This is a genomic window from Proteus terrae subsp. cibarius, assembly GCF_011045835.1.
Taxonomy (GTDB): Bacteria; Pseudomonadota; Gammaproteobacteria; order Enterobacterales; family Enterobacteriaceae; genus Proteus; species Proteus cibarius.
The window spans coordinates 3,769,537-3,795,248 of record NZ_CP047349.1 but is presented as its reverse complement, the minus strand read 5'-3'; the positions used below and the strand labels follow the sequence as shown (position 1 = coordinate 3,795,248).

The 25,712-nt window shown below is 39.0% G+C and carries 22 protein-coding genes; 7 read left to right on the top strand and 15 right to left on the bottom strand.

Annotation, left to right across the window (positions count from 1 at the left end; genetic code table 11):
* Window positions 1-67 precede the first annotated feature (67 nt).
* From GTH25_RS17375 to GTH25_RS17365, 3 genes are read right to left on the bottom strand one after another with little or no spacing between them, the layout of a single operon-like run.
* A complete protein-coding gene (locus tag GTH25_RS17375; protein ID WP_075672558.1) occupies window positions 68-781 on the bottom strand; it encodes an MgtC/SapB family protein in 714 nt (237 codons plus the stop codon).
* Between the two features lie 34 nt (window positions 782-815).
* The gene (locus GTH25_RS17370; RefSeq protein WP_075672557.1) at window positions 816-2,063 is read right to left on the bottom strand and encodes an MFS transporter; all 1,248 of its coding nucleotides are present in this window, start codon (window positions 2,061-2,063) and stop codon (window positions 816-818) included.
* 13 nt (window positions 2,064-2,076) lie between these two features.
* Window positions 2,077-2,898: an MBL fold metallo-hydrolase gene (locus GTH25_RS17365; RefSeq protein ID WP_075672556.1), complete on the bottom strand. Its 822-nt coding sequence runs from the start codon at window positions 2,896-2,898 to the stop codon at window positions 2,077-2,079.
* A gap of 345 nt (window positions 2,899-3,243) precedes the next feature.
* Here GTH25_RS17365 and GTH25_RS17360 point away from each other — a divergent pair, with 345 nt between their 5' ends.
* Window positions 3,244-5,451 (top strand): extracellular solute-binding protein, encoded by a 2,208-nt coding sequence (locus GTH25_RS17360; RefSeq protein ID WP_156734336.1) that lies wholly within the window; start codon window positions 3,244-3,246, stop codon window positions 5,449-5,451.
* A 58-nt stretch (window positions 5,452-5,509) separates the two neighbouring features.
* Here the strand turns inward: GTH25_RS17360 and ytfE are convergent, their stop codons facing one another.
* From ytfE to norV, 3 genes are all read right to left on the bottom strand, one after another.
* Window positions 5,510-6,172, bottom strand: a complete 663-nt coding sequence (gene ytfE, locus GTH25_RS17355) for an iron-sulfur cluster repair protein YtfE (RefSeq protein WP_099659227.1) — start codon at window positions 6,170-6,172, stop codon at window positions 5,510-5,512.
* 700 nt (window positions 6,173-6,872) lie between these two features.
* Window positions 6,873-8,027, bottom strand: coding sequence for an NADH:flavorubredoxin reductase NorW (gene norW, locus GTH25_RS17350; RefSeq protein WP_075673992.1), 1,155 nt, complete (start codon window positions 8,025-8,027; stop codon window positions 6,873-6,875).
* Window positions 8,024-9,472 carry an anaerobic nitric oxide reductase flavorubredoxin gene (norV, locus tag GTH25_RS17345; protein WP_156734334.1) on the bottom strand — a complete coding sequence of 483 codons (1,449 nt, stop codon included), beginning with the start codon at window positions 9,470-9,472 and terminating at the stop codon, window positions 8,024-8,026. The genes norW and norV overlap by 4 nt, the downstream gene beginning before the upstream one ends.
* Window positions 9,473-9,662: 190 nt before the next feature.
* Between norV and norR the strand changes: the two genes are divergently transcribed.
* A complete protein-coding gene (norR, locus tag GTH25_RS17340; protein ID WP_075673994.1) occupies window positions 9,663-11,180 on the top strand; it encodes a nitric oxide reductase transcriptional regulator NorR in 1,518 nt (505 codons plus the stop codon).
* 99 nt (window positions 11,181-11,279) lie between these two features.
* Here norR and dmsD read toward each other — a convergent pair whose 3' ends face one another.
* From dmsD to GTH25_RS17320, 4 genes are all read right to left on the bottom strand, one after another.
* Window positions 11,280-11,849, bottom strand: a complete 570-nt coding sequence (dmsD, locus tag GTH25_RS17335; protein WP_099659225.1) for a Tat proofreading chaperone DmsD — start codon at window positions 11,847-11,849, stop codon at window positions 11,280-11,282.
* A gap of 79 nt (window positions 11,850-11,928) precedes the next feature.
* Window positions 11,929-12,828, bottom strand: coding sequence for a dimethyl sulfoxide reductase anchor subunit family protein (locus tag GTH25_RS17330; RefSeq protein WP_156734332.1), 900 nt, complete (start codon window positions 12,826-12,828; stop codon window positions 11,929-11,931).
* Window positions 12,825-13,466 (bottom strand): DMSO/selenate family reductase complex B subunit, encoded by a 642-nt coding sequence (locus GTH25_RS17325; RefSeq protein WP_075673997.1) that lies wholly within the window; start codon window positions 13,464-13,466, stop codon window positions 12,825-12,827. The genes GTH25_RS17330 and GTH25_RS17325 overlap by 4 nt, the downstream gene beginning before the upstream one ends.
* Window positions 13,463-15,883, bottom strand: a complete 2,421-nt coding sequence (locus GTH25_RS17320; protein ID WP_075673998.1) for a DMSO/selenate family reductase complex A subunit — start codon at window positions 15,881-15,883, stop codon at window positions 13,463-13,465. Before GTH25_RS17320 ends, GTH25_RS17325 begins: the two co-directional genes overlap by 4 nt.
* Before the next feature lie 447 nt (window positions 15,884-16,330).
* Between GTH25_RS17320 and GTH25_RS17315 the strand changes: the two genes are divergently transcribed.
* Complete coding sequence (locus tag GTH25_RS17315) at window positions 16,331-17,116, top strand: AraC family transcriptional regulator (protein WP_075674011.1); 786 nt, start codon at window positions 16,331-16,333, stop codon at window positions 17,114-17,116.
* A 68-nt stretch (window positions 17,117-17,184) separates the two neighbouring features.
* Here the strand turns inward: GTH25_RS17315 and GTH25_RS17310 are convergent, their stop codons facing one another.
* The gene (locus tag GTH25_RS17310) at window positions 17,185-18,684 is read right to left on the bottom strand and encodes an MFS transporter (protein ID WP_159363632.1); all 1,500 of its coding nucleotides are present in this window, start codon (window positions 18,682-18,684) and stop codon (window positions 17,185-17,187) included.
* Window positions 18,685-18,770: 86 nt separating this feature from the next.
* Between GTH25_RS17310 and GTH25_RS17305 the strand changes: the two genes are divergently transcribed.
* Window positions 18,771-19,325, top strand: coding sequence for a TetR/AcrR family transcriptional regulator (locus GTH25_RS17305; RefSeq protein WP_159242140.1), 555 nt, complete (start codon window positions 18,771-18,773; stop codon window positions 19,323-19,325).
* Window positions 19,326-19,388: 63 nt separating this feature from the next.
* On the opposite strand, the gene GTH25_RS17300 is transcribed toward GTH25_RS17305, so the two are convergent.
* The 4 genes from GTH25_RS17300 to GTH25_RS17285 are packed head-to-tail and all read right to left on the bottom strand — an operon-like array spanning window position 19,389 to window position 23,071.
* Window positions 19,389-20,144 carry an iron ABC transporter ATP-binding protein gene (locus GTH25_RS17300; protein ID WP_075674001.1) on the bottom strand — a complete coding sequence of 252 codons (756 nt, stop codon included), beginning with the start codon at window positions 20,142-20,144 and terminating at the stop codon, window positions 19,389-19,391.
* Between the two features lies 1 nt (window position 20,145).
* Window positions 20,146-21,153, bottom strand: a complete 1,008-nt coding sequence (locus tag GTH25_RS17295) for an iron chelate uptake ABC transporter family permease subunit (protein WP_075674002.1) — start codon at window positions 21,151-21,153, stop codon at window positions 20,146-20,148.
* The gene (locus tag GTH25_RS17290) at window positions 21,140-22,102 is read right to left on the bottom strand and encodes an ABC transporter permease (RefSeq protein ID WP_164530770.1); all 963 of its coding nucleotides are present in this window, start codon (window positions 22,100-22,102) and stop codon (window positions 21,140-21,142) included. Before GTH25_RS17290 ends, GTH25_RS17295 begins: the two co-directional genes overlap by 14 nt.
* Window positions 22,103-22,111: 9 nt before the next feature.
* Complete coding sequence (locus GTH25_RS17285; RefSeq protein WP_075674004.1) at window positions 22,112-23,071, bottom strand: siderophore ABC transporter substrate-binding protein; 960 nt, start codon at window positions 23,069-23,071, stop codon at window positions 22,112-22,114.
* Between the two features lie 452 nt (window positions 23,072-23,523).
* Between GTH25_RS17285 and GTH25_RS17280 the strand changes: the two genes are divergently transcribed.
* From GTH25_RS17280 to chbA, 3 genes are all read left to right on the top strand, one after another.
* Window positions 23,524-23,850: a PTS sugar transporter subunit IIB gene (locus GTH25_RS17280; protein ID WP_069369489.1), complete on the top strand. Its 327-nt coding sequence runs from the start codon at window positions 23,524-23,526 to the stop codon at window positions 23,848-23,850.
* A gap of 95 nt (window positions 23,851-23,945) precedes the next feature.
* Window positions 23,946-25,304, top strand: coding sequence for a PTS N,N'-diacetylchitobiose transporter subunit IIC (gene chbC, locus GTH25_RS17275; protein ID WP_075674005.1), 1,359 nt, complete (start codon window positions 23,946-23,948; stop codon window positions 25,302-25,304).
* Between the two features lie 60 nt (window positions 25,305-25,364).
* Window positions 25,365-25,712, top strand: a complete 348-nt coding sequence (gene chbA, locus GTH25_RS17270) for a PTS N,N'-diacetylchitobiose transporter subunit IIA (RefSeq protein ID WP_075674006.1) — start codon at window positions 25,365-25,367, stop codon at window positions 25,710-25,712.

Below are 25,712 nucleotides of genomic sequence, written 5' to 3'. Positions count from 1 at the left end.
GATCATCAAAATAATAAAAAAGTGCGCAGTTATCTAAGATAGTGCGCACTTTTTACTTTTGAATATATTAATGATCCAAAGAAACAGAATGAACATGTTCAAGCTGTTTTAATGAGCAATAAAATTCGGGTAAGGTAATTTTTTGCCGAACTAACAGTTTCAAGTTCACTTCAACCCGTTCTTTTTTAATATCGCGAATAGTCAGGTTTTCAATCACATCTTTATGGCTTTTTAAATACTCAATTAATAGGGGAACACCACTTTCATGAGTAAATAACATGCGTACTTTAATCTTACCTAAACGTTGGTTTTTCATCTGAAATAGCACCACTTGTGGGCTAAGTTGAATAGCCATAAAAAAGAGAACAGTCACAATCATGGCATGCCAATAAAAACCTGAGCCACAAGCAATCCCAACACCAGCTGAAGCCCACACTATGGCTGCGGTCGTCAGACCTGAAATGGCATCATCACGTCGATGCAATATAACGCCAGCGCCAAGGAAGCCGACACCACTGATAATTTGTGCTGCTAATCTCATGGGATCACTACGAATATTGTCTGAAATATTGGCGTAATATTCCGCAGATTGAATAGAGACAATGGTTAATAAACAACTGGCAACAGCAATAATGACACAGGTTTTAAAACCGACAGGTTTTCCCTTTGATTCACGTTCTAAGCCAATAAGGCCGCCCAAAATAAAGGCGACCAGTAATTTAGCGATACTTGATAGTGATAAAGGGCCAATGCTGCCAACAAACTGAATTAATGCGTCCATGGTTTGCTCCTAACGTTGGCCTATTATTCTAAGACTAAAGAGTTACTGTACCTTCTGGTGCTTTCTTATCTTCGTTATTTTTCTTTTTACTCACATCATCTTTAAAGAAGAAGATAAAGAATAGGCTTACAACGGCAGCAACGATTGCTGGATATACCCAGAATGTTGACCACTGTGGTAATGCAGCATCACCTGTTTCTGTTACGGTTGAATTAAAGATTTGACCACAAATAGTGGAAGCAAATAATAAGCCGAAACCATTAGAGACAATAAAGCGTAAGCCTTGTGCTTGGGCACGAATTTCCGGTTTGGCTTTGCGGTCAACATAGATATCACCAGCAGTAAAGAAGAAGTCCCAACATAATCCCTGTAGCATTAATCCGATAACGATAAAATAAAACTCTGTATTTACCGCTGCATAAGAGAAGAATACCGAGCGAATGATCCAGCTAACAGCACCTAAAAGTAATGTAATTTTGAAGCCAAACTTCATTAGGAAGAATGACAATACAAACATAAACAGAACTTCGCAGGCTATACCTATTTGCATGATAGACGCCGCGTTATTAAAACCTAATGCTTTAATAAAAACGGGAATATAAGCGGAGTATGCTGTTTTAGGGATCATTAAAATAAAGATACTAAACATTAAGATAGCGAAATAACGATCTTTAAATAATGAAAGCGCATCTAAACATAAAATATCACGAGTAGAGAATGGCTTGCCTTTCGCTTTCGGTGGTGTGTTAGGTAAGGTAAAGCAATAGAAACCAAGTAAAACACCCACTGCAGAAGCGATATACCAAGTCATCGTACTACCAGAGAAGCCCATTTCACCTAATATAAATCCGATAGCCATAAAACCAAACGTACCGAATACACGAATAATAGGAAAATATTTCACACCATTAATATGGGAGAAACTAATACTATTTGAAAGCGCAGTTGTTGGATAAAACAATAATCCAATAATGAAAATTAAGAATAAAGTCATGCCACTGTTTTGTGCTTCAATAAATTGAGGAACACAAATAATGACTGCTGCATTAATTAAATGAAGGATGCCCATGACTTTTTGTGAAGCAAAGAAACGGTCAGCCACCATGCCAATAAATAATGGGGAAATAATTGTAGCGACACCTAATAAAGCGTAGGCATTACCAATGATGCTTGCCATACCATAGGTACTTAATACCAGTCCCATGGTCATATTCCATGCACCTTGCATGAAATATTGCACAAACATCATTATCAGTAAGCGAGAGGTTATTTTCATATCCATCATCGTTCTCCTCTTAATTTGTTTCTAACGTTAATCCGTCGTAGGCAACGCGGATATTATGAGGAGCACAAACAGCTTCTAATTCGTGATGAAGCAATTTGCCGCTATGTGAAACATGCGAAACGGCAATTTGTGTATCTTGATGTAAACAACCTTGCTGTTGCAGTTTTTCTTTTGCTGCAAATACGGTTTCTAAGCTCATATGATTATCGGTACGATCTTTACCATTGAGTCCATAAGTACATTCAAAAACAACGATATCAAGTGGTTTGTTTTCTAACCATTTCCATGTTAATTCAGGGAACCAACCAGAATCATGTCCATAGAAAATAACCTTGCCATCTTTCTCAATATGATAAACATAGCAAAGTTCCCATTTCGCATGATTAGCGAGTAATGGTGTAATTTTATAGCCATTTCTTTCGACAGTAACAAAAGGAATTAAGCAGTGAAAAGCAAAACGTTCTTTGCTGTAGCCAGGTAAAACTTCGATGCAACCATTAATCGCGCGATCATTACCAAAAATATGAAGAGGATGGTTAATTTCAAAACCATAACCTTCCATTCGGCTAAACAGATCGCCAACATTGAAATGATCCGGATGAGTGTGAGTGAATAGAAGGCTTTCAAAGTTGGTAGCATCCATTCCATCACGCATTAATTGATAACTAAATGTAGGTGATACGTCGATTAACATAATGTCATCAACAATGGCAGAAGAGTGAGTTCTGATATCTTTCCCACCAAGTTCTCTTGCTTTCAGGCAGTGTTCACAACGGCAGAAGGGATTGGGTATGCCTTCTGAGGCAGCCGTCCCTAAAAAATGAAGTTTCATAAGAAATCCCCTTATCCTATTGTTTTATTATGATTTTATTAATTATCTGGTGTTGGCTATCTATAAGCTGTAGATTAATTTGAACGTTCCAATGATAAAATGATGAAGATTATTTGCCAATAAATGAAGATCAGATCAGTGATCTCATTCAAATTAAATTTCTTATCATATTGATTAATATTGATATATGTTTTAATTGATATTGATAATCATTTATTTATGATAAGTAACAAGCGCTTGTTTTATAAACAAATTAAAAATGGAACGTTCAAATTAATTAGCAGTAGTCGCGATAAATAATTCAGGTATGCTAGTGAAAGCAGAAATTGAGATGGAAAAAGATCAATGGCAACGATTAAAGATATTGCAAAACTAGCTGGTGTCTCTCATGGAACAGTTTCTAACGTATTGAATAAACGTGGGAATGTGAGTGTTGAGAAAATTGAAGCTGTGTATCAAGCCGCCAAACAAATGGGCTATCAATTAAATACGCAAGCTCAACTGTTAAGAACTAATAAAAGCCATAAAATTGCCATACTTCTCCCTCAATTAGTTTCTGAAAAATATGCCGTTTTCTTTAATTCCTTAAGGCAGTCTATTGCTCATTTTCCTGAGGTCACTTACGATCTTTTTTTAACCGATGATCTTGAAACCACCGAATTAGAGGCATTACAGAAAATTGCTGCAGGTGGCTATAAACAAGTGATCACCGTTAGCTGTCTTAAAGATGCGAATATCTATTTTGACACGTTAAAATTACCGCCTTCTCAAATAGCATTTGTTTATCGTGAACCACTAAATACTCAACGATATTTCACACTCGATTTTGCTCAAGCCGCAGAAGCTATTTGCCAACAGATAGCCAAAACCACAGGTAAATTAGTGGGTATTTTTATGGGGAGTAGCGACTATTTAAATAATCAAAACTTTGCCAATGAATTACAAAATCAACTTTTAGAGAATGCACCCAATAAAAAAAATGTGGTGCTTTGTGCGTCAGATGAAGAGAGTTATAAAATTGCGTTTGATTTCTTTTCTATGGAGCAAATCCCAGACATATTTATTGCTCAAGATATAGAGAAAGCTCGTTATTTAACACAAGCCAGTTATTTCGGTAGCCATAATGATTGCCCTCCTATTTTTGCATTGAGCGACAATATTCCACCTGTATTAAAAGGATTGTATTACTTTCCAATGAATTACGCTCAACTTGGATTAGAAGTCATGGATGCATTAATGCAAGAAGAGGATGAAAGTGAAATAACTGAAAAGAATGTGACTTGTGTGCGTAATCAAAGCGATCACCTTTATACTTTAACGCCAGCAGTTGTCAGTGAGGATAAAGCAGATATAAGTCTTAACTTATTGATTTTACCTAGCCCTTCAACCAGTGCATTAAAAAAGCTGCTACCTCATTTTTATCGCCAAACAGGCATTAAAGTTAATTTAGCAATACATCCATACGACGAAGTTTATCAAATATTAAGTCAGTTACATTTACATCCATATTATGATTTATTGCGTATTGATATGGCTTGTTTTCCTTGGTTTGCGGAAAGGATATTACAGCCATTAGATAAAATCGGTAACGGATTAACCGACTTATTAAATAATTTTTCACTGCCTACTCAGCAGAAATTTAGCTTAGTGAATAATGTTGCTTATGCCATGCCTTTTGATGCCAGTGCGCAACTCCTATTTTATCGAAAAGACTTGTTTGAAGATCCTATTCTAAAAAGAATGTATTACGAAAAAACTGGTAATGAATTAACCGTACCGACGACATTTGAAGAATACGATAATGTGACGCAGTTTTTTACTGAACAACATGAAGAAGGGCAATTAAGTCGTCCAATGGGAGCTTCAACAACATTGGGTAGTGCAGGATTGATCGCAACAGAGTATCTATTACGTTATTACGCAAAAGGCGGGTGTTTAATAGGAAGCCATAATATTCCTAGATTGGAAATGCCTTTAGCAGGTGAAATATTAGAAGAATATTTAAAACAGTTGTCGATCACTGAGAATATTCATAATAAGTGGTGGAGTGAATCGGTTAGACAATTTGAGCAAGGGCATCTTGCTATGCTTATTGCTTATATGAATTTATTTAACGATGTTGCTCATAGCAATATTTTACCTAAAACAGGTTTTGCACCTGTACCGGGAAGTATTCCGCAATTAGGCGGTGGCGTATTAGGGGTTTCACGTTATAGCCAAAAATCACGATATGCAGAGCAATTTTATCGTTGGCTTTATTCCCCAGTGGTTATGGATCACCTTATTTTATTAGGTGGAAACAGTAATCATCAAAATTTCAGCCATAATCAAGAAATTAGCCATCGTTACCCGTGGATGACATTGGCTTATCAAGAAATTAATAAGGGAATACGAGAATCATCAGTACCAAATGGCAAATTATTTAATTTACGCCAAGCAGAAATTATTATCGGGCAAGGTATTACGAATGTCGTTAATAATATTATGACGATAGACGAGACTATCGAATATATAAATCAGCGTTTGTTAATAGATACTCAAGGTGAGCGGTAGGATTTACTGATTGTTATAAAAATGGCAGGGGATGATGAAATCCCCTGTATGTACACGACTACTCGCCTGCTAATGCTCTTGGAAATAATAAGTTATTTTCTAAGCTAATATGATTCATTAAATCATCGATAAATTCATTAATACCATTATAAAGCACTCGCCATGTGGTGCAGGCTTCAGGTGGTGGTGTGACGTTTTTGGTAATAAATTTAATTACTTCAACAATTTCACCCGCATCATCATGTTCATGTTCCATAACACTAATAGGTGCCCCTGCTTGGCTTCCTAATCCATTTTTTATCATAGGAAAGAGAATGCGTTCCTCTTTCATCATATGACTGGTTAGTTCATCTAATAAAAGTGTTAATTGACGAGCTAATCCTTTCGGGACAGTCGGTTTTGCTTCATGGACTCGTTCTACTTTTTCTGCTTGTAGAATAAGCTCCGGTAATTGTGCTCTATGCTTGTCATGATAACGAACAATAATAAAATCAATAATTTCACTCAATGGTGCTTGTCGCCAATCTTTTTCTAATGGCTGTTCTGAAAGGGCAATTAATTTACTTTCAATTTCATCAATATTGAGCCCTGCTTTCTCTGCAGATTTGCTTAATGTTCTTTTTCCACCACAACAAAAGTCGAGGTTATATTGACGGAATATGGCACTGGCGCCAGAAATAGATAGAGCCAGTTGGCCTAGTGGTTGATCACGTAAGTTCATAGTTTCACCTGTTTATACTCGTCATACTTCAAGTTGTAGCGTTGTTGACTGCGTTCATTCGCACTAGTCACATACTTATGTATGCTCCTAGCGACTCGCTCACTTGTCGCCTAGCTACACCTCGAATTATTTAGAGTATCTATTTGTGTCTATTCAAGTTGTAGCGTTGATGACTGCGTTCATTCGCACTAGTCACATACTTATGTATGCTCCTAGCGACTCATTCACTTGTCGCCTAGCTACACCTCGAATTATTTAGAGTATCTATTTGTGTCTATTCAAGTTGTAGCGTTGTTGACTGCGTTCATTCGCACTAGTCACATACTTATGTATGCTCCTAGAGACTCGCTCACTTGTCGCCTAGCTACACCTCGAATTATTTAGAGTATCTGTTTGTGTTTATTCAAGTTGTAGCGTTGTTGACTGCGTTCATTCGCACTAGTCACATACTTATGTATGCTCCTAGCGACTCGCTCACTTGTCACCTAGCTACACCTCGAATTATTTAGAGTATCTGTTTGTGTCTATTCAAGTTGTAGCGTTGTTGACTGCGTTCATTCGCACTAGTCACATACTTATGTATGCTCCTAGAGACTCGCTCACTTGTCGCCTAGCTACACCTCGAATTATTTAGAGTATCTATTTGTGTTTATTTAAGTTGTAGTGTTGTTGGTTTTGTTTAGCGATATCACCATTAAAATTAAGCGGGCAGTGCTCTTAATAAAGCAAAAGCTTCTCTTACTTGCTCTTCTGTAACCACAAAGGCACGTAATACATTGTTATCATCAAAGCCTTTAGCGATAACACCCGACTGTGTTGTATTAATATTCCACGTTAAGTCATTACGCGCAGTTTCACCGGCAAGATGTAGTGGCATTAACGGTGTTTTCACTCTAATAATCATCGGTGGCAAATTAAGAGGTGCATTGTTTTCACCTACAAGTGATTTTGCTAAATGCATCGCACTTAATTGTATAGGTTGCAAAAATGGCAATAAGTTACCGTTGATTTGTGCACAATCACCTAATGCATAAATATCGCTATTACTGCTTTGCAGATATTCATTCACAATAATCCCACGATCAGTATGTAAACCCGCAAGATGAGCAAGCTCTATATTCGGCGTGAGCCCTGTGGCGGCAATAACACAATCAACCGTTAATTGATGATGCTGATTAAATGTCGCTAAAATACCGTTATCGACTTGTGTTAATGACTGTAACGGTGATTTCAGCATTAATCGGACACCAATTTCAGTGAGGCTAGATTGTAAACGACCACTAAGATCAGACGGGATCAAGGAGGATAATAATTGCCCTGAAATATCTGCAAGGATCACCTCTTTACCTGCTCGACTAAAATCCATGGCTAATTCAGTGCCAATTAAACCCGCACCTAAAATTAATACGCGCTTAGCTTGGTGAATTTGTGCTTCATAAGTTCGGTACTCTTGTTGACTATTAAGCGTAAACATTAACTCATGGCCTGAAATAGCAGGGCAATACGTTTTAGCGCCTGTCGCTAAGACCAATTTATCGTAATACCATTGTTCACCTTGAGTACTCTGAATACGTTTTTCATCCGTATTAATATCAACAATTTGTGTATAAGGATAAATGGCTAGTTGATATTGTTGTGCAAAGTCTTCAGCTGTTTGCTTTGTTAGATCATCCGCATTTTGAGCCTGACTAATAACATGGCTTAAATCCGGCTTGTTATATTCATCAATGCTGTCTGAGGCAATAAGGGTAATGGGAATATCTGCATTAAATTTGCGAATGTTTTTGACTAATTGGCGCGCGGCAAACCCCGCGCCAATAATCACAATCCCATTATTGAGAAGATCTGTACTCATTTTGCCTCCTTTGCAAGTGCATCAAAGACATCTTTTCCTAATGAGCATTCAGGACATAAGAAGCTATCAGGTACTTCACTCCATGGTGTATTAGGTTGAACATTTTGCATTGGTTCACCTATTGCCGGATCGTAAATCCATTGGCACACACTGCATTGCATACGTGGACCTAAATCGATAGCTTCAACACGTGTGGTAACTTCAGGTTGTGATGAGGTTGTACAACAAGATTGAGTCGCAGGAAGTGGCGCTAATGCCCATTGACGTGCAATTTCACGGCCATATTCACGACAAATCTCTTGGGCTTGCATGTCTGGACGCCATTTGGTTTTTAGCGCTAGTGCGGTTTCAAATCCAGCATCCATCAAGCGAGTTTGAATGCGGTCAACAGCACCACCATTCCAGCCATAACTCCCAAAAGCAGCTGCTTTCTTATTACGAAAACGTAAGCCTGTCATCTCTTCAAGCATGGCGGCAATTTTTGGCATCATGACATTATTCATTGTTGATGAGCCAACAAGTACGCCTTTAGAACGAAATGCACTGGTGATAATGTCATTTTTATCACTTTTGGCGACGTTATAGCTTTTTACAAACACATTAGGGTCAATTTCATTGATACCTTGTGCAATGGCATCTGCCATCATACGGGTATTGTTAGACATGGTGTCATAGAAAATAGTGATGCGGTCTTCTTGATAGTCAGCAGCCCATTTCAGATATAATTCAACGATTTGTGTTGGATTATCACGCCATACCACACCGTGAGAAGTAGCAACCATATCAACAGGTAAATTGAAGCCTAAAATTTCATTAATTTTTGGTGTCACAAGGCGGCTGAATGGGGTCAAAATATTGGCGTAATAGCGTTGGCATTGCTCAAATAATTCCGTTTGGTCAACTTCATCGTTAAACAACCGTTCATCACAATAGTGCTGACCAAAGGCATCATTACTAAATAAAATCGCATCGCCTGTTAAATAGGTCATCATGCTGTCAGGCCAATGTAGCATTGGTGTTTCAACAAAAATCAGTTGCTTGCCATTGCCAATATCAAGGCTATCGCCTGTTTTAACGATATTAAAATTCCATTCAGGGTGATGGTGATGACCATTGATTGAATCAATCGCATTTGCTGTGCAGTAAATTGGAGTATTAGGAATAAAAGACATCAGCTCAGTAAGTGCGCCAGCGTGATCTTCTTCTGCATGATTAATAATAATGTAATCAATCTCTTCGAGATTAATTTGAGCTCGTAAATTTTGCACAAACTCGCGACTAAATTTATGGTCAACTGTATCAATAAGGACATTCTTTTCTTCACGTATTAGGTAGCTGTTATAGCTACTTCCTAATAATGTTTTATATTCAGTGCCATGAAAATCACGAACTTCCCAGTCACGTTGTCCAACCCAATTAACATTATTTTTAACATGAATAGCCATTTTGTATTGTTCCTTCTCATTAATCTTTTTATAGGGATATGTATAGATATAATCAAGAAGCGTGCCACTTTTTATCTTATTGTTTTAAAATGATTTTTGTTTTTGTGGTGATTTAAATATTGTCAATATGACTATCTTTATCATGTCAAAATGACCATAATAACAGTCATAATGACTATGAGGTGTTTTTATGGGCTTTTCCGTTGATGTGTTGGCTAAAATTGCCATTGAATTACAAAAAGATGTGGGTCATCAAGATAGGTTTCAGCGTCTGGTAACCACGCTTCGGCAAGTGCTAAATTGCGATGCAGCAGCGTTGCTTCGTTATGAGCCCCATCAATTTATTCCATTAGCCATAGATGGCCTTGTACCTGATGTTTTAGGTCGTCGATTTTTACTTGAAGGGCATCCTCGCCTTGAAACTATCGCACGGGCAGGGGATGTGGTTCGCTTCCCTGCGGACAGTGATTTACCTGATCCTTATGATGGACTTATCCCAGATAGAGAACATTTAAAAGTGCATGCGTGTGTGGGATTACCATTATTTGCTGGGCAAGACTTAATTGGTACGTTAACACTGGATGGAATGGACCCTCATCAGTTCGATACTTTTAGTGATGAAGAATTGCGTTTAATTGCTGCATTAACCTCTGGTGCATTAAATAATGCGCTATTGATTGAGCAACTCGAAAATCAAAATATGTTATTTACGCCAACCAATACGTTTAAGCCCACAGTAAAAACAGAGATTATTGGTTTATCGCCTTCGATGATGCAACTGAAAAAAGAGATAGAAATTGTTGCACCCGCAGATATGAATATTTTAGTGAGTGGCGAAACGGGAACGGGCAAAGAGCTGGTGGTAAAAGCTATTCATGAAATGTCTAATCGTGCAGATAATCCGTTAGTCTATTTAAATTGCGCGGCACTTCCTGAGAGTGTGGCAGAAAGTGAATTATTTGGGCATGTGAAGGGGGCTTTTACCGGCGCAATCAGCCATCGTAGTGGTAAATTTGAAATGGCAGATAACGGAACTTTATTTCTTGATGAAATAGGGGAGTTATCATTATCACTTCAGGCCAAATTACTGCGTGTCTTACAATATGGCGATATTCAACGCATTGGTGATGATCGTAATTTACGCGTTAATGTGCGTGTATTAGCGGCAACGAATCGTGATTTATGGGAAGAAGTATTAGCGGGAAATTTCCGTGCTGATCTTTTCCATCGATTAAGCATTTTTCCTTTGCATGTTCCACCATTACGAGAAAGAGATGAAGATATTTTGCTATTAGTGGGTTATTTCTGCGAGCAATATCGTCAGCGTTTTAATCTCACTCAAGTGATTATTAGCCCTGAATTACGCCTTTATTTATTACACTATTCTTGGCCGGGTAATGTGCGTGAATTAGAACATACCATTCACCGAGCCATTGTTTTAGCAAGAGCTGGAAATAAAACCGATAGCCTTATTTTACAAGTTAGTCATTTTGCTTTAGGGGCTGAAAATCCCGTTCACTCTGCTTCTCAAACATTACCTTCTGAAGAAAAGAATTTAAAAGAAGCAACGGATGAATTTCAGCGAGATTTAATTAAACAAGCATTGCTACGTAATAACCAAAATTGGGCGGCAACGGCGCGAGAATTATCACTCGATCCGGCTAACTTACGCCGTTTAACAAAACGCTTAGGATTAAAGTTGTCATAATTTAAAAAGAGAATGTCTTAAATGAAAAAAGGTAATTTGGGTGCGTGGTCCAAATTACCTTAAATAATTATGTTAGGATGATAAGTTGTTAATAAATTTCTATTTTCTGAATGCGTTCACCGTGATGGTTACCAGTTCTGTTAAGGTGCTATAAAATTGGCTATACCCACTCATTTTTAATTTATTTAAATAGTGAGGTAGCCATGTGGTCAAATGAAGGGATAATAATTCATTAACCGCTTCTTCTCTGTTTTCCGATGCCAATATCGCTGCTTGAAATAACATCAAACCGATATGATCAACAGGCTCTGGAAAAGGCGTATTTACTTTTAAACGTTCCCGTTTTAAAAACTCACTCAGTGCAAGGGTAGAATCCCCTTGTAATAAGCCCTCAGGATCTAAATAGACTGAACCCCAAGGAGGAGCGGGTAATGCATTAGGGCCAACAAAAAGATTTTGCCATTGGGTTTTTAATTGCTCTGTATCGATAGAAACAGAATCAATTAAACGTTCACACAAGCGGTTTTCAATTTTACAAGGCCACTGTGCTGCAAAATCCCCTGTTTTAAAAAAGTTGAGTGCAGTTTTATTGGTGTCATCATCAGGTGGGAATAAATAACAAATTCCCAATAAATTAAATGCAGCCGCATAATAAGAGAGTCTGCTCATAATTTTTGATACTTCCTTAAACAAACCCCAATTAATGAGGTTTGTTTTTTTATTATTTAAACAACAAGCTCAATTACAATTAGTGAATTGAGTAGAAAACATAGCGCAACATAAAGTCAGCAATAATTGCGATCACACAACCAAGTGAAAAAATAGACTCTGTTGATTTACTTTGATTTTTAGGTGCTAGGAATTTCACTAAACTATAACCACAAGCTAATACTGCAAAGGTTGCTAAGATCCAGCATGTAGTGCGTAACGAGCCAATGGAGTAATACACTTGAATAGGTGATAACGGGAATGTCACCGATTTTTGGCTATAGAGCGTGCTAGTTAAATATTGCTCATAAAAAGGTTGATACAGTAATCGACCGATTAAGCTAAATGTCATGATCCCCCATAATTGCCATTTCCAGCGTATTGGGAAAGAGCCTTGTGGTATTTCAATTCCTAACTTACTACCTATGCGTTGTAATACTTTGATCAGCAAAAAGAAAATAGCCACACCAAGCGTTAACATCGCACCGAAGAACATCACGTAAGTATTAGGGTCCATCCAGGTTAAAATAGAGGTATGGCGATAAATCGATGCCATGCAATAAATATCAAATAACCCAATCAGAATACTGGCACTTAATAACAGCATTGAGAGTTTGCGAGTGCGCCAGAGCCATAAAAAGGTTAATCCTAGGCAACCGACAAAAATAGCAGTGACGACAACTTCACGACTTAACCAAGCAGAAAAAACATTTCTAATGGCATTAGGGGCATTTAATGGCACACCTAAGTGAGTAATTGAAGCGATAGAGCCTAAACCCGCTAATCCACAAATAACAAATAAGGCTAACAGCATAAAGCGATAGTAGCTTTCTGCATTGAGATAATGAGAAAGGCGATGAGCAAAAAGCCCTGTTGTTAGCGCAAGACCGATGGTCGCATTCATCATAAATGTGAAGATTAATAATGACCATTCATTCATTTTCTTTCTCCCTTATTATTAATTCCGTCATTATTGGCACCCTGATGTGGGTTAATAACAAGGTTTGGATGCGTTATTTCAGGGGAAGGTAAACCTGTGACATAATCTAAATCGCCATAGCGTTCACGCAACTCATCAATAGGACCAAATTGGATCGCACCTAGCGGACAAGTCGCAACACAAACGGGTTGTTCACCTTTTTGCTGTAAATCGATACAAAAGTCGCATTTTGACATCTGCTTGGTTTCTGGATTCATTTGTGGCGCGCCATAAGGGCAAGACCACGCACAAGCACCACAACCGACACATTTGTCTGTATCTACCATGACGATGCCGTCGCCTTCACGCTTATGCATTGCTGTTGTCGGACAGTTTTTAACGCAAATTGGGTCATCACAATGGTTACAAGAGATAGATAACGTGTAAGCAAAGACATTATTGACTAGTGCACCTTTAGGATTGCGGGTATAACCGCCACCCGTGATTTCATAAACACGACGAAATTTGCGTCCGACATCAAGGTTGTTTTTATCTTTACACGCAACCTGACACGCCTTACAACCTGAACAGCGAGCGCTGTCGATATAAAACCCTAACTGTTTGTTGCTCACAGCGGGATAAACGATAAATTTACTCATGCTTTTGCTACCTCGACCAATAATGTTTGGTGAGCATTGCCGTGTGCCATTGCGGTGCTACGGGATGATGTTAATACGTTGGCACATCCACCTTGATCTATGCCTTTTGCATCAGGTTGCCACCAAGCACCTGCTTGCAAGGCGACGACACCAGGCATAATTCGTTGTGTTAATTTGACGGGAACCATCGTGATCCCACGATCGTTATACACTTTGACTTTTTCGCCTTCTTTGATGTTTCTATCTTGAGCATCTAACGGGTTTAACCAGAGTTCTTGGCGCTGTACTTCTTGCAGCCAAGGGTTGGCAAATTGCGTTGAGTTTGCGCGGTTACGCCCTTTCCATGTGATAAGTTGTAGCGGGAATTTATCCGTTAACGTGTCTTCAGGGCCCTCAATGGCGGGTACATAATGAGAGAGTGCAGGAATATCGACATTATTCATGTCATATAAACGCTTAGAGAATATCTCAATTTTGCCCGATGGCGTTGGGAATGGATTATTCTCGATATCTTGAATATTTTTCTCAAACGCCACATTTTGAGTATGAGGACGATGTTTTAATAGATGACGACGTTTAACTAACAACTCTTTAAAGGTTGGAATACCGTCTTCAGGGCGTTTAACACTCGCATCATCGACTAAATATTCAATCCAATCGCGATCAGTCTCTTTACCTTCGCTAAATTGTTCACCTACACCTAATTTATCGGCAACTTCTCGTAACCAATCGTAGTCAGTACGACGCTCAAACTCAGGCTCAATAACTTTTTCAGAAAGAATAATGTAGTCGCCATAGCTCCATGTACCACCGATATTCCAGCGTTCTAAGAAGCTGGTTTCTGGCAGTAAAATATCGGCGTATTTTGCACTTGGAGTTAGATAGAGATCACTACAAACGATAAATTCTACTTTTGATTCATCTTCAAGTACTTTTGCGGCATGAAGAATATCGGTATTTTGGTTTGTCATGTAGTTACCCGCCATTGAGAAAATCATCTTGATTTCAGTATCAAGTTTCTCGGCGTTCAGTAACCCATTTTGTGGCGTGACTAAATTTTTATCTTCACACGCTTGTACCCAGTTGGTGATATTGATTTTCGCTTTTACTGGGTTAGTTAATAGGCTTGGCCCCGCAATAGTTTTACGTAATTCAGAGTTTAAAGCCATACCATAGCCGGCAGCCCAACCACCACGAACACCCACATTACCCGTGATAGTCGCAAGTAATGTCGCGCCACGCGCCGTCCGTTCACCACAAATATGACGTTGAGGACCCCAACCTTGCATTAATGCAGCCGGTTTTGTCGATGCGTATTCACGAGCTAGTTGTTTAATAGTATCAGCAGGCACTTTAGTGATGGTTTCAGCCCATTCTGGGGTTTTCTTAACACCATCTTTTTTACCCATTAAATAGGCAACTAAAGACTCATTTTCACCCACACCTTCAGGCATTTGGTGTTCATCAAAGCCAACTGTATATTTATCGATAAAGGCTTGGTCGTGCAGATTTTCGCTTACGATGACATACATCATCGCATCCATCATCGCGTTATCTGTTGTTGGCAATAACGGGATCCACTGATCAGCTAAAGAAGAAGCGGTATCTGAATAACGTGGGTCAACGACAATAAATTTAGTGCCGTTTTTCTTCATTTTTTGGAAGAAATGGTTTGAATGGCCAAAAATAGTTTCGTTAGGGTTATGACCCCATAAAATCACAAGAGGGGTATTTTCTAACGTATCGAGGGTGCTACCACTGGCAGCTGTGCCATAAGTATAAGGGGTGACCGCAAGGGTATTACCGTTACTGACTGAGTGATAGTTTTCCAGAAAACCGCCTGTGATATTAAACAGACGACGTAACATATTCGCACCAGAGAAAATACCGCCAGTAACGCCTGTACTTAAGCTGACAAAGCGAGATGCTGGACCATATTGCTGGTTAATACGTTGCATATTTTGCGCAATAAGGGTGGTTGCTTCTTCCCAAGTGATACGTTCGAATTTTCCTTCGCCACGTTTACCAACGCGTTTCATTGGGTATTTTAAACGGTCTGGATGATAGACAAATTTACGATAACCACGGCCTCGTACACAGGCACGCATAATTGGCATCTCTTCATCTAAATCAGCATCTGGACGTGTGCTAATACGGGTAACTTTGCCATCTTTTACATGGGCACGAATGTCACATTTACCGCCACAGTCAAAGCTACTGCAAGTTGAAACAACGCGCTCACCCTCTTCAGTTGTTATTGATTTTACTGGGATAGCGTTATCTGTTGTCGCAGCAAAAGAGTTTGATGCGAGAAAAGGGAGGGTGACTAATGCTGAGCTCGCTTGAATAAAGTGACGGCGGCTAACATCGTTGAGAATGCTCTTTGTATCACTATCGTGATCGGACTGATTGCTCATAATGAACTCTACCTTAAACATAATAGGCGGATCCCGATATACCCGATACTTGATATAAAGAATGTGCGTGATTTTTCTAGGCTATGAATAAAGGGAATGTCTGGTATCCGCTGCATTATTATTGAATGCATAGATAATTGCAGAAGGCTCGAAATAACCTCTGCGAGAGGGATAGTAGTTGATTAATCTTTTGCCAACATTCTAAAACCAGACAATGACATTTGAATTTCAGCCTATTTACTAGGAGTGTTAAAAGCTCGTTTTTTGATTGTTAATGAGGTTTATTAAATAGATATCAAGAAGGTTGAAATTTCACATAAGACACCCTCGTTGCTCATTTAAATATATAGCGATTTTAATTATATAGCTCATTATTTGCCAGTGTGTAGAGTGCGTGAGAACTGCTATATTAAAAAGGACGAAAATAAAAAGAGAGTGACCTAAACTGTGAGAAATGTACCGTTAAAAAGCGTTGATTCACTTGACCGAGATGTTATTGCGCTGGGTACAGACTATTTGCCCAATACATTGTTAGAAACGCATCAACATCGACGTGCTCAATTTTTATACCCGGCTACGGGATTAATCGAAGTGAGCACAGATGATGGCGAGTGGGTTATTCCGCCGTCTTGTGGTGTATGGATCCCACCAGAAACAGGGCATGAAACTCGTATGTTAGATGTGAGTACGCGAAGTTTATATATCGAGCCTTCTGCAGCACCTCGTCATAGCAAACAATGTGAAGTTGTCAGTGTTTCTCCTCTTTTTCGCCAACTCTTGCTTGAAGCTGTAGATGTGCCTGCAAAATATGACAAAAAAGGGCGAGATGGTCTTTTAATGCAGTTAATCCTATGTGAATTAGCGAAAGCAAAACCATTACCGTTTTTTGCACCTATTCCACAAGACAGTAAATTAGCTAAATTATGTCGTGATTTTATTCGTAATCCAAAAATAGATTCTTTACCGCAACAGTGGGCAGATAAATTACATAAAAGTGAACGCTCTTTTAGCCGTTTTTTCCGACAACAAACGGGAATGTCATTTTCACAATGGCGACAACAAGTCTGTTTATTGAATTCATTAACACAAATCTTATCAGGACGCGGTATTACTGAAATTGCCTTTGATTTGGGTTATAACAGCGCCGGTTCATTCTCGACGATGTTTAAAAAACAGATGGGACAATCGCCTTCTCACTTTAGTATGGATGCTCTGGATATCGATAGGTTTTAGTTGAGTACGCTACCGTTATAAAAACGCGCCACTTAGACGCGTTTATTTTGCAAAAATCACTCCATAATTTAAGTTATTTTTGTCCTTACGGAATTATGCAAGCAATAAGGCAGAACCACTAAGCTAAGTGCGGTAATAATTGCTGTCGCGGTTAATACTACGAAAAAGGCATTTTCAAAGGCCATATTTGCTTGAGATATCACGAGAGAAGCCACGTCATTTGGTAACTTCTCTGCCACAATCAGGGCTTCGTCTAAACTGTCATAGACTGCATCGTTGATAGCTAATGAGTCAGGTAGTACGAGCTTTAAGGTGTACACGGTGCTCATCAAACTGCCCATAAATGTCACCCCAATCACACTGCCTAGCTCATAAGCTACATCTTCAATTGATGCAGCCATTCCAGCTTGTCTATCTGCCACACTCAACATAATTGATGTCGATGCTGTGGTAAAAATAATACCTAAACCAAAGCCGATTAAGAATAAGCTACCAATTAACACCATTGGAGATGTTGTTTGATAAACGGCAATTAACCACAGATTTCCCACTAAAGTAAGCATAAATCCGGTAATAATTAAGCGAGCTTCACCTAAACGCACCAAGAAATAACCTGTCAATGGAGAAGCAAGTACAGAGCCAATAGGAATGGGTAAAATCACCAGCGCCGCATTAAGTGGGGTGAAACCTGCAACAAGCTGTAAGCGTTGGCTGAGCAGTAATTCAATACCCACAATGATCACCATAGAAAGCACAGCCATTAAAATACCGATACTAAAAAAGCGGTTTTTAAATAACCCAAAATCAATCATTGGGTGAGTTTGTTTACGCTGACGTAAGGTAAATAGAGTGAGAAAGATCACTGCAATCACAGTGGCAATTGTGGCTTCACTCCACTGTATATAAGGTTTTCCTATCTCTTTTAGGGCATAAATGGCGCTGATCAAACCGACTAAAATCAGTACTGAGCTTAAATAATCAATTTTATGGTTGCCATGTCCAGCAAACTTAGGAATAAGCCAAATAGAGAATGGTAATACCAAAAGAACAATAGGGACGTTAATTAAGAAAACAGAGCCCCACCAAAAATGTTCAAGCAACATTCCACCAATTAAAGGCCCTAAAGCTGCACCGCCTGAAGCAACTGCAGACCAAATACCGATTGCAACCGCACGCTCTTGCGGATCGCTAAAGACTTGTCGCACTATTGACAGAGTAGCTGGCATACTCATTGCTGCTCCCACAGCTAAAAAACCACGAGATGCAATTAAGGTCATCGCTGTGGGAGAAAAAGCTGCACACAAAGAAGCAATAGCAAATAATGGTAACCCACAAATAAAGAGTGTTTTATGGCCGATCCTGTCTGTGAGCATACCCGCTGCAGGTAATAATCCAGCAACAATTAATGGATAGGCATTCATTATCCAAAGTTTTTCTGATGCACTTGCGTTTAAATCATGAGTTAAACGTGGCAATGCGGTATAAAGCACTGTTACATCAACAACAATGAGAAACAGCATGCTAGATACCAAAAGTAATACTATCCAACGTTTATAATCTTTTATCATAGAAATCTCAGTTATTTTTATGTGTATTATTTTTACTAGCAGCTATAATATAAATCCATACGACCGTATTGAAAAGAGGTTTTTTTATGGGACGTCAAAGAACCATTGATAGAGAAAAATTGCTAGAAGCTATCTTCGACATTGTGATGGAGCAAGGCGCGGCAGCATTAACGATTGATACTGTCGCAAAAAAAATGGGGATCTCAAAAGGGGGGGTTCAATACTGCTTCAACAGCAAAGAAGCAATGATTGATGCGATGTTTGAACACTGGGAAGGCAGTTATGAAACTAAATTTAACGAGATAGTTAAAAATGATAATTCGCCTGAAAATCGAGTAACAGCACATATTCGTGCTATTCATACGCATGATAAGGTTGCTTTTGCTAAAGGTGCTAGTTTGATGGCTGCATTGTTGCAAACACCAGAATATTTACAAAGTACAAAGGAGTGGTATCAACAGCGATTAACGGGGGTAGATACAACAACAGTCGCTGGAAAACGCGCTAGATTGGCTTTTTTGGCGACAGAAGGTACTTTTTTACTGCGTTATTTTGGGTTGATGGATATTAATGATGATGAGTGGGACTCTATTTTTGAAGATATTGATTCAGAGTTTCTTCAGCAAGGGAAAAGGCAATAAAAAAGCATGCTGTAATGAGAAGAACAACATGCTTTTTATTAAAGATTATCAGGCTAATTAGAATTAGTAATACATGGCAATTAGCTTATTATCGAGCTCTTTAACGTCAACAGGAGTGTCGAAAATATCTTCGATAATATCCGCTTTCATGATCTCTTTGGGTGAACCGTGATAATACAGTTTTCCGTTACGCATGGCTAAAATATAGTCAGAGTAAACAGAGGCAAAATTGATATCATGAATAACGATAATAATGGTTTTTCCTAATTCATCTGCGGCTTTTCGCAGCAGTTTCATCATTATTACCGCATGTTTCATATCAAGATTATTCAGTGGTTCATCAAGCATGACATATTCAGTATCTTGACATAGCACCATAGCAACATAGGTACGCTGACGTTGCCCACCCGATAACTCATCTAGATAACGATGACGAAATTCAGTCAGATTTAAAAAGGCGAGTGACTCATCAATCACTTTTTTATCATCAAGTGTTAAACGCCCTTTGCTATAGGGATAACGCCCAAAACCGACTAATTCTTCTACGGTTAAACGACTAACAAACTGGTTTTCTTGGCGTAATATTGAGAGATTCTTGGCAAGAACATCACTATTAGTTGCAGCAACATCCATACCGTTAACGCTTACCATGCCACTTTCAGGAAGTAATAAACGTCCAATCACAGAAAGTAATGTGGATTTACCTGCGCCATTAGGGCCAATGATCGAAGTAATACCGCCACGTTGAATTGTTGTTGTTATATTATCGAGAACAGTTGTATCTTGATAACGTTTTGATACTTCGCTGATTTCAATCATATTAAAGTCTTCTTAACACCAAATAGATAAAGAACATTCCACCGACAAACTCAATCACAACAGAAAGTGTTCCTGTCATTTTTAAACCATACTCTAAAACCAGTTGTCCACCAATTAAGGCGATAGTACCTAGTAGGAAGGCGACAGGCATCAAGAAACGGTGCTGACTGCTACCACTGATATGATAAGCAAGGTTAGCCACAATTAAACCTAAGAAGGTTAGCGGGCCAACTAAAGCGGTAGAAACCGCAACTAAAACAGAAATCAGCAACAGGATATAAGTGGTCTGTTTGCGGTAATTGATACCAAGGTTAATGGCATTCGCTTGCCCTAATGCCATCACATCAAAGCTATAGCGCATACGCCAAAGTAAAACACCAACAACCACAATAATCGCTAAGGCACAAAAGATAAGATCAGGCGTGGCACGGGTGAAGGTGGCAAACATGCGACCTTGTAAAATGGAGAATTCATTAGGATCCATCAAACGTTGTAATAGTGTGGCTGAACTACGAAATAGTGTCCCTAAGATAATCCCAATCATTAAGACTAGATTGATGTTAAAACGTACTGAGCTAAACAACCAACGGTAGAGTACAACGGAAAATAGCACCAGCAATGTCGATTCTAAGAAGAACTTTGATAGATTCAGCATCCACGATGCAGGCATATCGCCTTCAAAGAAGACAAACACGGTCTGTAGCAACACAAACAGGGCTTCTAACCCCATAAGTGACGGTGTCAAAATACGGTTATTCGCGATAGTTTGGAACAGTATTGTGGAAACACCAGCGGCAAACGCCACTACAATCATGGTGAGAATAATGTAAGCGCGGTGAGTCAGAATATAAGAGATATTGCCATTTAGGTTTATCGTCATAAATAACACAATGGATAATAACGATGCCCCTAATAATAACCAGATACGAGACATGGGTGAGAGGCGCGTTTTCTTATATTCGACAGCGCCAGTACATTTGCTAATTATGGATGAATTAACTTTTTGCATAACGTTGCTGCTTTAGTAGTAAGAAAAGGAAAATAATGGCACCCACTGCCCCTAAGATAATACTGGCAGGTATTTCAAATGGGTAGCGAATAAGGCGACCAATCACATCACACAGTAAAACAATCGCGCCACCACTTAAGCAAACCCAAGGGATAGTTTTACGGATATTATCCCCCATCACTAAGCTCACCAAATTTGGCACAATCAAACCGAGGAAAGGTAATGCACCAACAACAGAAACCACAACACCACTGATAAGCGCGATAATCGATAATCCTATTATCATTACTTTGCGGTAATTCAGCCCCACGTTAATGGAGAACTCTCGCCCCATTCCAGCCACAGTAAAGCTATCTGCAACCCAACACGCCATGATTGCCAGTGCGCCAACAAGCCATAAAAGTTCATAGCGACCTTGTAATACACTTGAAAAATCGCCACTGGTCCAAGCATCTAATGATTGCAGTAAATCGAAATATACCGCTAAGAAGATGGTGAGTGCGCCAATAACTGCACTGAGCATAATGCCGACTAAAGGTACTATCAGTGTTGTTTTTAAGGTGATCCTTTGCAGAAGTAGCATAAACAACAAAGTGCCAAGCAGAGCAAAAACAGTGGCGACCATCATTTTGGTAAAGATACCCGCTGCAGGAAAGAGCAGCATAACGACTAATAATCCAAGGCTTGCTGATTGTGTTGTTCCTGCAAGAGAAGGCTCAACGAAGCGGTTTTGAGTGAGCAGTTGCATTATTAAACCTGCAACGCTAATGGCACCACCAGCGAGTAATAATGACAGGGTTCTTGGAACACGGCTGATAAAGAAGATATCGCGCATATCGGGATCAGAAAAAAGCGAAGCAGGAGTAATATCTCCTGCGCCGACAAATAGACTGATCATTGAGAGGATAGCGATACCTCCTATCCCCAATGATAAATGGAACGTTTTCATTCAGTTACTTTATTTTTTCTGATCCAATGCCTGATTAATTGTATCCATTAAGCGAGAGTAAGTTTGGATCCCGCCAGAGATATAAATGGAACTTGCATCAAGATAGATAACTTGGTCTTTATTCCAAGCATTTACTTTTCTTACCAGAGCATTATCAAGGACTTGTTGAGCTGGTTGTGAATCTTCACGACCAATTGCTGCATCACGGTCAATGACAAACAGCCAATCTGGATTAAGTTTTAACAGTAATTCAGAGTTGACAATGTTGCCGTGTGAACCTGGGCTATCAAAAACATAAGCTGGTTCAAAACCTAATACATCATAGATAAAGCCAAAGCGAGAGCTTGGGCCATAAGCCGAAATTTTACCGCCACTGACTAAAACCACCATTGCTTTACCTGCGTCTGGTGTTTTGGCTTTTACGGTATCAATTTTGCTATTGAAATCAGCCAGTAATTTTTTAGCTTGTTCTTCTTTGCCAAAAATTTGACCTAATGTTGTGGTGCGTTCAGCAAGGCTTTCAACGAAACGCTTCGGATCGATATCCATTGAAATCGCAGGTGCAATTTCACTTAATTTTGCATACGCATCACGAGCACGGCTACCACTTAAAATTAAATCAGGTGCTGTTGTGCTGAGCTTTTCATAGTTCGGCTCAAATAATGCACCTTCATTGATATAGTCGTTCGGATTGGTGTACTTCTCTAAGAATTTTGGTAAATGAACATTTGTTTGTGGAAGACCAACAATAGAAACACCCAATGCATCAATAATATCGAGGGTTTCCATATTCATCACAACCACTTTTTGTGGATGTGCAGGGATTTCAGTTGTCCCTTGGAAATGTTCAATCGTGAGAGTTTGTTTCTCTGCTGATTGTGCTGTTGATGTGTCTTGAGCGTTATCACAACCAGCGATAACAAGTGAAGAAAGCAGTAAAAACAGTGGGCTTAATGACTTTTTAAACATTCTCTTTCCCATATTGTTGCAACACGAAATAACACGGATCTTTACAGCAGTGGCCTAAATGTCGATCCACAAAGAAGACGATAATACCATCAAAAGTATAAAGAGTAATGATACTAATTCACATTCTCATAATAATAAAGGATTAACTTGACTAAAATGGCGAAATTTTGCGAGAGATCATTAAAGGAAAATAGAGAACAAATTTTGTGACGTGAAAGAACTCTTCAGATTATTTGCTCAATTTGTGAAGAGTGTCAAAAGAGTAGGTCAAGGAGAGACAATTCTTAATCTATAAGAAATATCGTTAATTAGTATCATTGCGTATACTTCATTCAAGCAGAAACAATCTTTATTTTAATCTTACTTCGGTTTCTGTACTGACACAGTAATGAATGCACAAGAGAAAGCCTTGTTATCTCTAGGGTAAATCGTTGCCAACTCAAGAGGGTTTTATGCAAAAGAAATATATTTACTTATTTTGTTCTGCTGGCATGTCAACATCTCTTCTCGTGACCAAAATGCGAGCACAAGCAGAAAAATATGAAGTGCCTGTGGTTATTGAAGCATTTCCTGAAACCTTAGCAGCACAAAAAGGACAGGATGCAGATCTGATTTTACTTGGTCCACAAATTAGCTGGATGTTGCCTGATATCCAAAAATTGCTCCCTAATAAACCGGTCGAAGTGATCGATTCTTTGTTATACGGAAAAGTAGATGGCTTAGGTGTGTTAAAAGCCGCTGTCGCCTCTATTAAAAAAGCATCTGCAACAACAAATTAATTTTATTTTTTTATTTTTTTATTATTTCTATTCCAGTCAAAGAGCGAATTTTTCAGCAAGCCGAGCAATTAGCGGCATTTTAAGGGTATTTTTCTATGAGTAAGTTTATTGGTTCACTTGAAAAGGTACTCCTTCCTTTTGCGGTTAAAATTGGAAAGCAACCTCACGTTAATGCGATTAAAAATGGCTTTATTCGTTTAATGCCGTTAACCCTTGCAGGGGCAATGTTTGTACTTATTAATAACGTTTTTCTTAGTTTTGGTGATGGCTCCTTCTTTTATTCTTTAGGTATCCGCCTTGATGCATCAACGATAGAAACGCTCAATGGTTTTAAAGCCATAGGGGGGAATGTCTATAATGGTACATTGGGGATAATGTCGTTGATGGCACCGTTCTTTATCGGAATGGCATTAGCAGAAGAGCGTAAAGTTGACCCGATTGCGGCAGGTTTACTTTCTATTGCTGCCTTTATGACAGTCACACCTTATAACGCAGGTGGTGCTTATGCAGTAGGCGCTAATTGGTTAGGTGGAGCAAATATTATTTCAGGTATCATTATTGGTCTTGTTGTGGCTGAGATGTTCACCTTTATTGTACGTCGCAACTGGGTTATCCGTTTGCCTGATAGCGTACCGGCTTCTGTTTCACGTTCATTTTCTGCATTAATTCCAGGCTTTATTATCTTATCGATTATGGGGATTATTTCGTGGGGATTAGCGACGTATGAAACGAATTTCCATCAAATTATTTTAGATTCTATCTCAACACCATTAGCATCAATGGGCTCAGTGGTTGGTTGGGCTTACGTTATCTTCACTTCTCTACTGTGGTTCTTTGGTATTCATGGATCACTTGCACTTGCTGCACTTGATAGTGGCATTATGACCCCTTGGGCGTTAGAGAACGTCTCTATTTATACTGAATACGGTTCAGTGGAAGCTGCATTGGCAGCGGGTAAGACGTTCCATCTCTGGGCAAAACCAATGTTAGATTCCTTTATCTTCTTAGGGGGTACAGGGGCAACACTGGGGCTTATTCTTGCTATCTTTATCGCATCTCGTCGCGCCGATCATCGCCAAGTGGCAAAACTGGCACTGCCAGCAGGTTTATTCCAAATTAATGAACCGATTATTTTTGGTTTACCTGTGATTATGAATCCAGTGATGTTTATTCCTTTTATTCTTATTCAGCCTATTCTTGCCGCTATTACTGTGACTGCTTATTACTTAGGGATAATCCCTCCAGTGACAAATATTGCGCCGTGGACAATGCCAACAGGGCTAGGTGCCTTCTTTAATACCAACGGTAGTATTGCAGCACTGTTATTAGCACTATTTAACTTGGGGGTTGCTACTCTGATTTATCTTCCTTTCGTGATTATTTCAAATAAAGCTCAAACTGAAATTGAAAAAGAAGAAAGTGAAGAAGATATTGCCAATGCATTGAAATTTTAAGTTATAGAAAAAGAAGTGCAGAGGTTTCTCTGCACTTCTTAGAGTCAAAGAGGATATATCATGTTAGATATTGAAAATGCAGTTGATAGCAGTGTTACAGAAGATGAATTTGAAGAGATCATCATGGGGCTTATCATTAATTCAGGCCAAGCCCGTAGTGTGGCTTATGGCGCATTAAAAAAAGCCAAAGAAGGTGATTTTGATGGCGCTAGAAAATTAATGGAACAGTCTCGTGAAGCATTAAATGAGGCGCATAAAATACAGACTCGCTTAATTGGTGATGACCAAGGTGTTGGCAAAACCAAAGTCAGCTTGGTATTAGTCCACGCGCAAGATCATTTAATGACTTCAATGTTAGCAAGAGAGTTAGTGACAGAATTAATCGAGTTACATGAGAAGATAAAATAA